Annotated in this window: 10 protein-coding genes; 3 read left to right on the top strand and 7 right to left on the bottom strand. The window is 64.2% G+C overall.

The window, feature by feature from the left end; genetic code table 11:
* Positions 1-415: 415 nt before the first annotated feature.
* Positions 416-1,156: a TraX family protein gene (locus QZ497_RS01630; protein ID WP_295470500.1), complete on the bottom strand. Its 741-nt coding sequence runs from the start codon at positions 1,154-1,156 to the stop codon at positions 416-418.
* Positions 1,157-1,252: 96 nt separating this feature from the next.
* Between QZ497_RS01630 and QZ497_RS01625 the strand changes: the two genes are divergently transcribed.
* The gene (locus QZ497_RS01625) at positions 1,253-2,296 is read left to right on the top strand and encodes a low specificity L-threonine aldolase (RefSeq protein WP_295470499.1); all 1,044 of its coding nucleotides are present in this window, start codon (positions 1,253-1,255) and stop codon (positions 2,294-2,296) included.
* A 27-nt stretch (positions 2,297-2,323) separates the two neighbouring features.
* Here the strand turns inward: QZ497_RS01625 and QZ497_RS01620 are convergent, their stop codons facing one another.
* A complete protein-coding gene (locus QZ497_RS01620) occupies positions 2,324-2,623 on the bottom strand; it encodes a cell division protein ZapA (protein WP_295470498.1) in 300 nt (99 codons plus the stop codon).
* Positions 2,620-2,853 (bottom strand): hypothetical protein, encoded by a 234-nt coding sequence (locus QZ497_RS01615; protein ID WP_295470496.1) that lies wholly within the window; start codon positions 2,851-2,853, stop codon positions 2,620-2,622. Before QZ497_RS01615 ends, QZ497_RS01620 begins: the two co-directional genes overlap by 4 nt.
* 460 nt (positions 2,854-3,313) lie before the next feature.
* On the opposite strand from QZ497_RS01615, the gene QZ497_RS01610 reads away from it, so the two are divergent.
* A complete protein-coding gene (locus tag QZ497_RS01610; RefSeq protein ID WP_295470495.1) occupies positions 3,314-4,939 on the top strand; it encodes a methyl-accepting chemotaxis protein in 1,626 nt (541 codons plus the stop codon).
* A gap of 203 nt (positions 4,940-5,142) precedes the next feature.
* On the opposite strand, the gene gbcB is transcribed toward QZ497_RS01610, so the two are convergent.
* Entirely contained in the window at positions 5,143-6,243 is a 1,101-nt protein-coding gene (gene gbcB, locus QZ497_RS01605; protein ID WP_295470493.1) for a glycine-betaine demethylase subunit GbcB, read from the bottom strand.
* Between the two features lie 315 nt (positions 6,244-6,558).
* On the opposite strand from gbcB, the gene gbcA reads away from it, so the two are divergent.
* The gene (gene gbcA / locus QZ497_RS01600) at positions 6,559-7,857 is read left to right on the top strand and encodes a glycine-betaine demethylase subunit GbcA (protein ID WP_295470492.1); all 1,299 of its coding nucleotides are present in this window, start codon (positions 6,559-6,561) and stop codon (positions 7,855-7,857) included.
* 1,048 nt (positions 7,858-8,905) lie between these two features.
* Here the strand turns inward: gbcA and QZ497_RS01595 are convergent.
* From QZ497_RS01595 to dgcB, 3 genes are read right to left on the bottom strand one after another with little or no spacing between them, the layout of a single operon-like run.
* The gene (locus QZ497_RS01595; protein WP_295470490.1) at positions 8,906-9,706 is read right to left on the bottom strand and encodes an electron transfer flavoprotein subunit beta; all 801 of its coding nucleotides are present in this window, start codon (positions 9,704-9,706) and stop codon (positions 8,906-8,908) included.
* Entirely contained in the window at positions 9,696-10,916 is a 1,221-nt protein-coding gene (locus QZ497_RS01590) for an electron transfer flavoprotein subunit alpha/FixB family protein (RefSeq protein ID WP_295470489.1), read from the bottom strand. Before QZ497_RS01590 ends, QZ497_RS01595 begins: the two co-directional genes overlap by 11 nt.
* Positions 10,916-12,817, bottom strand: a complete 1,902-nt coding sequence (gene dgcB / locus QZ497_RS01585) for a dimethylglycine demethylation protein DgcB (RefSeq protein ID WP_295470487.1) — start codon at positions 12,815-12,817, stop codon at positions 10,916-10,918. The genes QZ497_RS01590 and dgcB overlap by 1 nt, the downstream gene beginning before the upstream one ends.
* Between the last annotated feature and the right edge of the window lie 2 nt (positions 12,818-12,819).

Raw genomic sequence — 12,819 nt, 5'->3', positions numbered from 1 at the left:
CCTTCCGGCGCCATTCCAGGGGGTCGGCGCAATGGGCCGTCCCTGGCCCAGTGCGCCTAAGCCGGCTTCCCTGCCGGCTTACCCCCTTCCATGACACCTCCACTCGGCCTGCACCGAAGTCGCGTTTGGCGGCGTCTGCAAGTTCTGTGCTTTAAAAAAAGCAAAAGCGACGCCAGACCAGATTCCTCTGGTCTAAAAGATCAGCATTGCGGCTAAAGCCAATACTGTTCAATTAAGCGCTGTGCGGCTTTGTGGGAGCGAGCTTGCTCGCGAAAAACTGGCAAAGTCGCCGAACAAGCTGTGAAGTTGACGCCGCCTTCGCGAGCAAGCTCGCTCCCACGGTCTGAACTGACCAGTATTACGGCTAAAGCCGCTCTCACCGGGCCACATGCCGCAGACAAAGCCGCCTTCACCCTCAAACCACCCACTGCCTGAGCCCCCACAGCGCCACGAAATGCGCGGGGTAAATGGCATAGGCCCAGCGGCGCATCGGCCAGATCGCCAGACTGAGCTTGCGCCGCAACAGCAGCAGCCCGGCCAGTGGCGCCAACAGGCAGACCAGCAGCGCACCGATGGACACTGCATCCCCCCAGCGCAGCCCGGCGAGCATCTCCGCCCAGGCATTGCCTGCCACGCACACCACCGCCGGAAAAACCGCCAGCCACAACGGCCGCTGCAACACCATCAGCATCACCAGCGGCAGCATCACCCCGGCGAAACCGAACATCAGGTGCTGCTGAAACAGCGCCGCCAGCAGCAAGGCCAGCAGCGCCATGGTGCGGGTTTGCGGCATGCGCTGGCGCCAGCCCTGAGCGACCAGCAGGCCGAGCAACAGCGTGGGCAGTACATTCAGCGTCTGCGCCTGCGGCATGAACAGCCGATACGGCAACTCCGACAGCACCGCGAAGCCGGCCATCCAGGCCAGATACCGCCAGCGGATCCGGGGGCCGGTCTCGGCGGCACTGCGCCGCGCCAGGTTCACCGCAATGGCCAGGCAGAACCACGCAAAGGCCAGGCGCCCCGGTACATACAACCAGTCCGCCGACCAGCCGACGTAGCGCAGATGGTCCAGCACCATGCTCAGCATCGCCAGCCACTTGAGCAGGTCCAGCGCGCGATCGCGTCTGGGCAGAAAGGGCGGGTTGGAAAGATCCATGAGTCTCTCTAATGTATAGGCATCCCAGACCAGAGGTACATGGCAGCCCACAAGGCCCGCCAAGACCCGTACCTCGTCAAGCATAAGGAATCGGCAATGACCGACCAGAGCCAACAGTTCGCCAGCGACAACTATTCCGGTATCTGCCCCGAGGCCTGGGCCGCCATGGAACAGGCCAACCAGGGACACCAGCGCGCCTACGGCGATGACCAGTGGACGGCACGCGCCGCCGATGGTTTCCGCCGCTTGTTCGAAACCGACTGCGAGGTGTTCTTCGCCTTCAACGGCACGGCCGCCAACTCCCTGGCGCTGTCAGCGCTGTGCCAGAGTTACCACAGCGTGATCTGTTCGGAAACCGCCCACGTCGAGACCGACGAATGCGGCGCTCCCGAGTTCTTCTCCAACGGTTCCAAGTTGCTGGTGGCACCGAGCACCGCCGGCAAGCTCAGCCCCGAAGCGATCCGCGAAATCGCCCTCAAGCGCCAGGACATCCACTACCCCAAGCCGCGCGTGGTCACCCTCACCCAGGCCACCGAAGTCGGCACGGTCTACCAGCCCGAAGAGCTGCGCGCTATCAGCGCCACCTGCCAGGAACTCAACCTGCACCTGCACATGGACGGCGCGCGCTTCTCCAACGCCTGCGCCTTCCTGGGCTGCTCCCCGGCGGAGCTGACCTGGAAAGCCGGCGTCGACGTACTGTGCTTCGGCGGCACCAAGAACGGCATGGCGGTGGGCGAGGCGATCCTGTTCTTCAATCGTGAGCTGGCCGAAGACTTCGACTACCGCTGCAAGCAGGCCGGGCAACTGGCCTCGAAGATGCGCTACCTGTCGGCGCCCTGGGTCGGGCTGCTGGAGAACGACGCCTGGCTGCGCCATGCCCGCCACGCCAACCAGTGCGCGCAGCTGCTGGCCGAGCTGGTCAAGGATGTGCCGGGTGTGGAACTGATGTTCCCGGTGCAGGCCAACGGCGTGTTCCTGCAACTCTCGGAGCCGGCCATCGCCGCGCTGGGCAGCCTGGGCTGGCGCTTCTATACCTTCATCGGCAAGGGCGGGGCACGTTTCATGTGCTCATGGGACACCGAACAGGACCGCGTACGCCAACTGGCGGCGGACATTCGTCGGGTCATGCAGGCTGGCTGAAGCAGCCTGCGGACGGCACCAGGGCTGTCAGCCCTGGCCGATGGTGCGCGAGATGGCCTGCACCGTGGCGTCGACCTGCTCCTGGGCGCGCTCCAGCTCGATCTTGTGCTGCTTTTCGAGCTGGATCTGCTTGGAGCACAGGTTCAGCGCCGCGAGCATCAGCAGCCGGTCGCCGATCAGCGTCGGGTACTGGCGCTTGGTTTCGGTGAGCGATGCCTGCAGCATCGCCGCCGCCTGCTGCAGAGTCTGCTCCTCTCCGGGAGGGGCCTTGACCGAATAGTCATTGCCCATGATGGAGAGCACGGTTACACCATCGTAGCGGTTCATGCGTTCACGGCGCTGGCGCTGGTAGCGCGCTCGACCAGGGCCTGGATACGCGCCGCAGCGCTGCCTTGCTTCTCTTCATGTTCCAACAGGCTCAGTTGCAGGCTGTCGTTTTCTTCCCTGGCCTGGGCCAGTTCGGCACGCAGTTGGGCATTGCTGTCCTGCAATTGCTGGTTCTGTTGCACCAGATCGCTGACAAGTTGTTCCAACTGGCTGAGAGACGATTCCAACATTCTGTTTACTCGAGCAAATTCCACGGGGCGCACACGATAAAGAAAAGTCGGTACGCATGCTAGTGCGGCACGGACCGCCCTGCCCCGCGCGCCCGGTGTGGCATGGCGTGCCGGCAGGCGCCTGCCGGGACTTGGGCGGTTGCCACAGCCTGAAGATGAACATTCATTCATCGCCGCAGCCTGAGACCGACAGATTCCCACTCGGTTTCTGCAATTCGTCGGGTGCTTCGGGTGCGACAAAAGCGCACAGCCCGAAAAGCTGCCAGCCCCTTGTAAATGGCGGCCTGCAGCACAGCCAACGGCAATCATGGAACGTCATTTCAATGACGCCGGGCGAATGACAGCATCATTTTGATATCATCCTGCGCAACTTCTGGATCCCGTTGCCGGTCGGATCACACCGTCGCTTTGGCACCCTACTTACTGGCCGCATGGATTGCGCCTTCCTCGAGGAATTTCCATGTCGCTACGCAAGATGAATATCGCCCCCCGTGCATTTCTCGGTTTTGCCCTGATCGGCGCGCTCATGTTGATCCTTGGGGTGTTCGCCCTGCTGCAGATGAGCAAGATCCGTGGTGCGACCGAAGCACTGGCCCAGGACAGCGTACCGGCGATAAGGGAATTGAACCGTATCAACGAGATCACCCTGCGCATGCGGGTGTTGTCCTACCGCCTGCTGGTCAATCGCGACCCCGCCAGCCAACAGAAGAACCAGGAACTGCTGGTGATGCGCAACCAGCAGCTCGACCAGGCCCGCAAGGCCTACGAGCCGCTGCTCGACAAACCGCAGGAACGCGCGATGTTCAAGGAGTACCTGGACCTGCTGGCAGGGTATCGACAACTGGAAGAGCGCATGCGCAGCCTGTCGGCAAACGGCGATCTGGAAAGCGTGAGCCGCCTGCTGAACAGCGAGATGACCGATAACGCCGACCGCATCAACGCGGTGCTGGGTCGCCTGGTGGAGTCGCACACCCAGGAGCTGGGCGCAACCACGGCCGACGCGGAACAGCAGTATCAGCACGCCTTCGACCTGGTGGTGGGGCTGCTGGTCATCGCGACCCTACTGACCCTGCTGTTCGCCTGGCGCCTGACCCGCAGCATCACCGAGCCGATCGCCAGCGCGCTGTCGGCCGCCGAAACCATCGCCGCCGGCAAGCTGAACCAGAGCATCGAGGTGCACGGGCAAGATGAAGCCGGTCGCCTGCTGCAGGCCATGCACACCATGCAACACAACCTGCGCGACACCCTGCTGCAGATTTCCGGTTCGGCCGGCCAACTGGCCTCAGCCGCCGAAGAACTCAATGCCGTGACCGACGAAAGTGCCCGCGGCCTGAGCCGGCAGAACGACGAGATCGAACAGGCCCCCACGGCGGTTAACCAGATGAGCAGCGCCGTGGAAGCCGTGGCGCAGAACGCCGACACCACCTCCCAGGCCTCGCAGGCGGCGACCCGCTCGGCACGCGATGGCCGCGATCTGGTACAGGAAACCCTGACGGCCATCGAACGCATGAGCGGCGAGGTGCAGGACAGCGCCCGGCAGGTCAGCCAGCTGGCGGAGCAGTCGCGGGATATCGGCAAGGTACTGGATGTGATTCGCGGCCTGGCCGATCAGACCAACCTGCTGGCCCTCAACGCCGCCATCGAAGCGGCACGGGCCGGCGAGGCGGGTCGCGGCTTTGCCGTGGTGGCCGACGAGGTGCGCGCCCTGGCCCATCGTACCCAGGAGTCGACCAGCGAGATCGAACGCATGGTCGCCAACATCCAGGGCGGCACCGAACAGGCGGTGGGATCGATGCACAACAGCACTCAGCATGCCGACACCACCCTGAACGTCGCCAAGGGCGCCGGTCAGGCGCTGGATGCCATTCATGCCGCCGTGGAAGAGATCAACAGCCGCAACCGGATGATCGCCGACGCCGCGCAGGAACAGGTCAAGGCATCCCGCGAAGTGGACCTGAACCTGGTGAACATCCGCGACCTGTCGACCCAGACCGCCACCGGCGCCCAGCAGACCTCCGCCGCCAGCGGCGAACTCTCGCGCCTGGCGGTGGGCCTGAATACCCTGGTAGCGCGCTTCAGCCTCTGATCGCGGCCGCTCACCTGGGGGACCGGCTTCAGCCGGGATGAACCCGGGATGACCAGCTTTTCGCAGCCGGAGCAATGCGGCTCAGGCAGGCGTTCCTGCGCTTTTGTTGGAGCGAGCTGGCTCACGACGGCGGCAACCGGTGCATTGGATTTGCCGGCCTCTTCGCGAGCAAGCTCGCTCCCACACGGTGCATCGCTGCTACATCAGTACTCGATACGCACGTCGCTCTTCGGCACGCTGCAGCACGACAGGATGTAGCCTTCGGCTTCGTCTTCCTCGGTGATGCCGCCGTTGTGCTCCATTTCCACTTCGCCGCTGAGCTTCATCACCTTGCAGGTACCGCAGATCCCCATGCCGCAGGCCTTGGGGATCATCAGGCCCAGCTTGGCAGCCGCCGCGTGCACGGTCTCGCCCGGAGCGATGCGAATGCTCTTGCCGGTGTCGCTGAACTCCACCTGGTGCAGGTCGGAAATATCCAGGTCTGGGGCATCGGCCGCCTGTTCGGCGTGCTCGACGGCATCGGCCTTGGCTTCCGGCGGCGTGGCGCCGAACGACTCTTCATGGTACTGGGCCATGTCGAAGCCGTTTTCCTGGAGCATGCGCTTGACCGCCGCCATGTAAGGCGTCGGGCCGCAGCAGAACACCTCGCGCTCACGGAAGTCCGGCGCCATCATCTCCAGCATGCGGATGTTCAGGTAACCGCGGTAACCGGCCCAGGGCTCGCCCAGGCCATGTTTCTCGCAGACCAGATGCAGACTGAAGTTGTCGATCCGCGACGCCATATGCTCCAGCTCGCGGTGATAGATGATGTCCTTCGGCGAACGGGCGCTATGGACGAACACCATGTCGACGTTGGCGTTGGTGTCGTAGTACCAGCGCGCCATCGACATCACCGGAGTGATACCCACGCCACCGCTGAGGTAGAGGATCTTCGGGTTGGGGAAGTCGATGGCGTTGAACAGCCCCACCGGACCGTGCACGGCCAGTTCCTGGCCTTCGTGCAGGGTGTCGTGAAGGAAGTTCGACACGCGACCGCCCGGTACGCGCTTGACGGTGATCGAGAAGCTGTAGGGCACCGACGGCGAGCTGGAAATGGTGTACGAGCGCATCACCGGCTGGCCTTCGATCTCCAGCTCCAGGGTGACGAACTGCCCTGGCTTGAAGAAGAACATGATCGGCTGGTCGGCCATGAAACAGAAGGTGCGCACGTCCCAGGTTTCCTGAACGACCTTGACGACACGCACCAGGTGACGACCGTTGACCCAGGTCTGGGTGTTGACCGGATTGAGGAAGCTTTGGGACATGCTGGATCTCCACGGCCGACTGCCGGCCTTTCTTGAGGCGAATTCTGCGTAACGCCCTGTCACGCCATTTATCCATCAGCGACACTGACGTGCTTACGGCAACCAGCCCCGGAGGGCATGGGCTTGCCCGTCGGGAACGGATTCGGCCATGTCGTGCATGGATAAGGTTCCGGCCGCGCCCGGCTCCACACTCGCCGCTAAATTCTTACGACACGATTCGTAACCACGAGCGACCCACCATCGCCCTGTGTGCACCCCCAAGAACCGTAATCAGCCATATCTCGACCGCCCGAGGCGGTCATGAGGAACCTAACGATGGACGTCACTGCAAACATCAGCCTGGGCGACCCACTTGAAGCAGCACGCAAGGCCACTGCCGAAATGCTGCAGACCCGCGAGCGCACGTACTCGCTGCCGCAGCCTTTCTACAACGACGAGCGGCTGTTCCAGATCGACATGCAGGAGATCTTCCAGAAGGAATGGCTGATTGCCGGCATGACCTGCGAGATCCCCAAGAAGGGCAACTACCTGACCCTGCAGATCGGCAACAACCCGGTACTGGTGGTGCGCGGCGCGGACAATACCATCAATGCCTTCCACAACGTATGCCGTCACCGCGGTTCGCGCCTGTGCACCAGCGAGAAAGGCAAGGTGGCCAAGCTGGTCTGCCCTTACCACCAGTGGACCTACGAGCTGGACGGCCGCCTGCTGTACGCCGGCACCGAGATGGGCGAAGACTTCGACATGAAGAAGTTCAGCCTCAAGCCGATCAACGTGAAGACCGCTGGCGGCTACATCTTCATCAGCCTGGCGGAGAACCCGCCGGCCATCGACGAGTTCCTGGCGACCCTGCACCACTACATGGAACCCTACGACATGGAAAACACCAAGGTGGCGGTGCAGACCACCTTGATGGAAAAGGCCAACTGGAAGCTGGTGCTGGAAAACAACCGCGAGTGCTACCACTGCAGCGGTTCGCACCCCGAGCTGCTCAACACCCTGCTGGAATGGGATGACACCCACGACCCGCGTGCCACCCAGGAGTTCAAGGACCACGTGGCCGATTCCGCCGCCAAGTGGGAAGCCGAGAAGATCCCTTACCTGCACGCCGGTTTCGGTCTGCGCAACCGTATCGTGCGCATGCCGCTGCTCAAGGGCACCGTGTCCATGACCATGGACGGCAAGCAGGGCTGCAGCAAGCTGATGGGCCGCATCCAGAACCCTGACCTGGGCTCGATGCGCATCCTGCACCTGCCGCACTCCTGGAACCACGCCATGGGCGACCACCTGATCGTGTTCACCGTGTGGCCGATCAGCGCTCAGGAAACCATGGTCACCACCAAGTGGCTGGTGCACAAGGACGCCGTGGAAGGCGTGGACTACGACGTCGCGCGCCTGCGTGAAGTCTGGGACGCCACCAACGACCAGGACCGTCGCCTGGCCGAAGAGAACCAGCGCGGCATCAACTCCACCGCCTACCAGCCAGGCCCGTACTCCAAGACCTACGAGTTCGGCGTGGTCAACTTCATCGACTGGTACAGCGCACGCATGCTGGCCAACCTTGGCGCAGAACCTGCGCCCTACCTCAGAGAAGTGCAGATTCAGAGCAACTGAGACGCTGCCTGACTGAAAAGCCCGCCCCGGCTCCGGGGCGGGCTTTTTTATTGAGCGAAAAACGACCAGACCATTGCGAGCCCAAGCCCTGTGGCGCCCTGTGCACTCCACGAACACGTTATCCACAGCACAGCCCACAGTAATGGTGGAAAACCCCACTTCAGCCTTGCTGTACAAGGGCTTACGCACGTTGCATGCACCCGCGCCGCACCCTGTATGTTTTTTGACCAATCCCAGCAAAGTCTTATGGAACGAGGGCTACAGCAGTTGGCGAACAACTTGTCCACAAAGACGCCAACAGACTTTGGGGGCAACTGTGAACATTCGCCAAACGCCTTGTGGAAAAGCCTCTGCACGCCCCGAAAACTGGCGATATCACCGTCCGGCGCCCTCCCTCGCGCCTGATCGCTCAAATACTGATCAACTGCCTGCAAGCCACGTAAGACGTGGCTTGCAGAACAAAGCGAACATCTTGTCCACAGAGCGACCAACAGACTTTGTTAACAACAGCCTGCGCAACAGCGTGCGTTATCCACATGCGCAGGTCGTGTGTATTTGCCGCAAAGACTGGTCAATATCTGAACAACGGTCTGAAAGCCTTTATCTACGTGGGGTACAGCCAAGCGCAAACATCTTACCCACAGCAAGGCGCACAGAGAATGTGCGTAACACTGCATCGAGGTGTGCATATCCAGGGTGAGCAGGCGTCGTTGTCAGGCCGTATGCGTACTTGTGTGGCGCGAGCTGGGGATAAGTAGCAATACGGCCAAGTTAGACCGGGTAGGTAGCGGCTTCAGCCGCGAAGCGACCGCATGCTCACAGCAGATGCAATGGATTTCCTGGCGCTTTCGCGGCTAAAGCCGCTCCCACCAGGCCACATGCCGCTTAAGCGAGCAGTATTGCGGCTAAAGCCGCTCCCAGACCCGGAAGATGCGCCTGCGGGTGCGCAGAGGGGTAAAAAGTCGCGGCCAGAGCCTTTCCTGCACCTGGATCTCCGGTCCTGTGCAAGAACGGCTCTGGCCGCGAACGGGGGACGATGAAAGCGGGGTCAGCGAATGACCCCCTCCTCCACCAGAAGCTTGAGAATCGCCTCGGCGCCTTCCTGGGCGCTGACGCCCTTGAGCACCTTGCCACCGCCGCCGCTGGCCTTGGCGGTGGCGGCCTTCATGCGGTCGGCACCGCTCTTGGCCTTGATCACCTTGAGACGCTTGGGCCGTGGCTTGGCCGGTTGCAGGGTATCGCCGTCAAGCAGCGGGTCACTGACCACCTCGACCTGATCAACCCCCAGTACACCCCGGCGCGCCGGGCCAAAGGCGGTCTGGCGCGGCGTGGGACCGGCGTTATCCACAGTGGCGAGCAGCGGCAGGCGCACCTTGAGGCGGCGCCGCTGGCCACGTGGCAGGGCCTGCAGGACGGTGGCCACGCCGTTGTCCAGCGACTCGACCTCGGCCAGGCCCACCACCAGTGGCCAGCCCAGGCGCTCGGCCAGCAGGAACGGCAGCATGCCCGAACCTTCGCCGGTTTCCGCCTGGGTGCCGGTGAGCACCAGTTGCACCTGGCTGTCGCGAATGTACTCGCTCAGCACTGGCAGTGCGTCCGCCCCGGCCGGCTGTTCGAGAATCTGCATCTCGTCCAGGCCCATGCCCAGGTAGGCCCGCAGCGCCGGCTCCTCGGGGTTGCCGGCGTGCAGCAGTTGCAGGTTGTTCCCTGCCAGACGCAGACCCAGCTCTACCGCCCGGGCGTCCTGTTCGGCGCGGCGGGCACGGCCCGAGGTGGGGTGTGCGCCTACCGAAACCAGGCTCATGACCTGCAGTGAAGAAGACTGGCTTGCCGCTGCTTCAGGCCGCATCGCGTTTACCTCCGTTGCGCCAGGCGTCCACGGCGGCAATCAGCGCCTCGAACAGCTCGGAACTGTCGCCGATCACCGAAAGATCGGCCCGTTTGATCATGTCGCAGCCGGGGTCCATGTTGATCGCCACCACCTTGTCACAGGCACCGATGCCCTGCAGGTGCTGGATCGCCCCGGAAATGCCCACCGCCACGTAGACCCGCGCGGTGACCCAGGTACCGGTGGCGCCGACCTGGCGGTCACGGGCCATGAAGCCGTTATCCACAGCCACCCGCGAAGCCCCCTCGGTGGCGCCCAGCGCGGCGGCGGTCTTGTGGAACAGGTCCCAGTCCTTGACGCCGTTGCCGCCGGAGAAGATGAACTCCGACTCGGCCATGGGAATCGCCGCCGGGTCGACGGCCACTGGGCCAAGATCCTCGATGCGCGCCAGGCTGCGCGCCACACCTGTGGACAACTCCACGGGCAAGGCTTCGTGTCGGGTTTCGCTGACCGGATCGGCACACTCGGCGGCGGCCAGGATCAGGCGCGCCAGCGGCTGCACCAGGTCCTGCTGGCCGGCACCGGCACGGCCGATGCACTGGCCGTCCTTGACCTGCCAGACCCGCGTGGCCGGGCGCTCGCCCAGGCTGGCGGCGAAGCGCCGACCCAGTTCGCCACCACCGGTGCGGCTGTCGGGCAGCAGCCAGTGGCGCGGGCCGAACTGGTTATCCACAGCCCGCAGGCCCTGTACGCGCTGCTCGGGCGAATAGCCTTCGAACGCTTCGCCTTCGATGACCAGCAGGCGGTCCACGCCTGCGCTATCGAACGCGCTTTCCTTGTGCTCGCCGAAGACCACGGCCAGCACCGCGCCGTCCTGGCCGGCCAATTGCCGGGCCAGGCCGAGCAGATCCCGGTCGTGGCTGCCCAGGCGGCCGCCGACCATGTCCGGCGCTACGGCGATGTAGAACGCCGGTTGCGCCACCTGATGCAGCGGCAGTTGAACCTCGGCGGCGGCAACGCGACGTACCGAACCACCCTGCTGGGCACCACTGCGGTCGATGCGCTTGAGGCCATTGGGGCCGATGAAGCCGATGCCGTGAACCTTCTTGCGGATCAGCCCGTTGGGGCCCATCCAGCGATCCTGGGCCGGCTGCATGGCAGCATGCAGCGGGTGCAGGCGGTTACGGGCGATCCACTCGGCCCGCGGGTCGCGGCGAATAATGTCGCTCATCAGTGCACCTCCGCAGCTTCACGTTTGGTCTGGGCCGCTGGCCGCGCCGGGGCCGCGGCGTCTTCGAGCAGCGCTTCGGCGACCAGCTCGGCGATGTCCTTGATCGCTGGCCGTGGTTCGACCACGCCTTCGAGCATTGCCGTGCATTGTGGACAACCCACGGCCACCAGCTCGGCGCCGGTCTCGCGGATGTCTTCCATGCGCATGTCCGGAATCCGCTGCTTGCCAGGGATGTCGGTGATCGGCGCACCGCCGCCACCGCCGCAGCAACGGGAACGGAAGCCCGAGCGCTGCATTTCCTTGATTTCGATACCGAGGGCACGCAGCACTTCGCGTGGTGCCTCGTATTCGCCGTTGTAGCGGCCCAGGTAGCACGGGTCGTGATAGGTCACGCTGCCGCCCTTGTGCTGGCCAAGGTTCAGCGCACCGGCCTGTACCAGTTCGGCGATGAAGGTGCTGTGGTGCTGCACCTGGTACTCGCCACCGAAGGCGCCGTATTCGTTCTTCAGCACGTGGAAGCTGTGCGGGTCGCAGGTCACGATGCGCGCGAAGCGGTAGCGCGACAGGGTCTGGATGTTGCGTTTGGCCAGGCTCTGGAAGGTCGCTTCGTCGCCCAGGCGCCGTGCCACGTCGCCGCTGTCGCGCTCTTCCAGGCCGAGCACGGCGAAGTCCACGCCAGCCGCCTTGAGCACCTTGACGAAGGCGCGCAGGGTGCGCTGGTTGCGCATGTCGAAGGCACCATCACCGACCCAGAACAGCACGTCGGCGGATTTCTTCTCGCTGAACAGGCTGAGGTTCAGGTCGGCAGCCCAGTTCAGACGGCCACCAGGGTTGAAGCCGCCAGGGTTGTCGGTGGCAATGAGGTTGTCGAGCACCTCGGCACCCTTGTTCGGGGTGGCGCCCTTTTCCAGGGTCAGGTGGCGGCGCATGTCGACGATGGCGTCGACGTGCTCGATCATCATCGGGCATTCCTCGACGCAGGCGCGGCAGGTGGTGCACGACCACAGGGTCTCGGCATCCACCAGGCCGTTGACGATCGGCTGGTGCGGGTTGCCGCTGTGCTCACCGATCGGCTTGCCGGGGTACGGGCTGCCGGCGAACTGCGCGTCGCTGCCGCCGGCCAGGCCGACGACCATGTCCTGAATCAGCTTCTTGGGGTTCAGCGGCTGGCCGGCAGCGAACGCCGGGCACATGGCCTCGCACTTGCCGCACTGCACGCAGGCGTCGAAGCCCAGCAGCTGGTTCCAGGTGAAATCCTTGGGCTTTTCCACCCCCAGCGGTGCCTGGGGATCTTCCAGGTCCAGCGGCTTGAGGCCGGTGGAGCGACCACCACCGAAACGCTCGGCGCGGCGGTGCCAGGCCAGGTGCAGGGCACCGGCGAAGGCGTGCTTCATGGGCCCGCCCCAGGTCATGCCGAAGAAAAGCTCCGACACGCCCCACAGCACGCCCAGGCCCAGAATGCCGACCATCACCCAGCCGCCCGTGTTGGCCGGCAGAATACCGGCCACCGGCAAGGTGGCGATGAAGAAGCTGGCAGCAAATACCAGCAGGCTCTTGGGCAGGCGCATCCACGGGCCCTTGGACAGGCGCGAAGGCGGGTTCAGGCGGCGCTTGAAGACGAAGATGGCGCCGGTGAACATGACCACCGTGGCCAGCAGCAAGGCGTAACCCAGGACCTTGCTCTGCAGGCCGAAACCGTGCACCAGGATCGCCAGCAGCGCCGAGAGCACGAAACCACCAGCGGTGGCCACGTGGGTGTTGGACATGTACTTGTCGCGCTCGACCACATGGTGCAGGTCCACCAGGTAGCGGCGCGGCATGGCCAGCAGGCCGCCGACCAGGTCCACCTTGGAGGGCCGGCCACGGCGCCACATGTTCACACGGCGCAGCGCACCGAGCACGG

The organism is uncultured Pseudomonas sp., from assembly GCF_913777995.1.
Taxonomy (GTDB): Bacteria; Pseudomonadota; Gammaproteobacteria; order Pseudomonadales; family Pseudomonadaceae; genus Aquipseudomonas.
Note: the sequence above shows the minus strand (reverse complement) of the source record. Positions and strands in the feature narration are given on the sequence as shown.

Coding starts and splice junctions, on each gene's coding strand:
- QZ497_RS01630 (WP_295470500.1), bottom strand. CDS start 1,156: ATGGATCTTTCCAACCCGCCCTTTCTGCCCAGACGCGATCGCGCGCTG.
- QZ497_RS01625 (WP_295470499.1), top strand. CDS start 1,253: ATGACCGACCAGAGCCAACAGTTCGCCAGCGACAACTATTCCGGTATC.
- QZ497_RS01620 (WP_295470498.1), bottom strand. CDS start 2,623: ATGAACCGCTACGATGGTGTAACCGTGCTCTCCATCATGGGCAATGAC.
- QZ497_RS01615 (WP_295470496.1), bottom strand. CDS start 2,853: ATGTTGGAATCGTCTCTCAGCCAGTTGGAACAACTTGTCAGCGATCTG.
- QZ497_RS01610 (WP_295470495.1), top strand. CDS start 3,314: ATGTCGCTACGCAAGATGAATATCGCCCCCCGTGCATTTCTCGGTTTT.
- gbcB (WP_295470493.1), bottom strand. CDS start 6,243: ATGTCCCAAAGCTTCCTCAATCCGGTCAACACCCAGACCTGGGTCAAC.
- gbcA (WP_295470492.1), top strand. CDS start 6,559: ATGGACGTCACTGCAAACATCAGCCTGGGCGACCCACTTGAAGCAGCA.
- QZ497_RS01595 (WP_295470490.1), bottom strand. CDS start 9,706: ATGCGGCCTGAAGCAGCGGCAAGCCAGTCTTCTTCACTGCAGGTCATG.
- QZ497_RS01590 (WP_295470489.1), bottom strand. CDS start 10,916: ATGAGCGACATTATTCGCCGCGACCCGCGGGCCGAGTGGATCGCCCGT.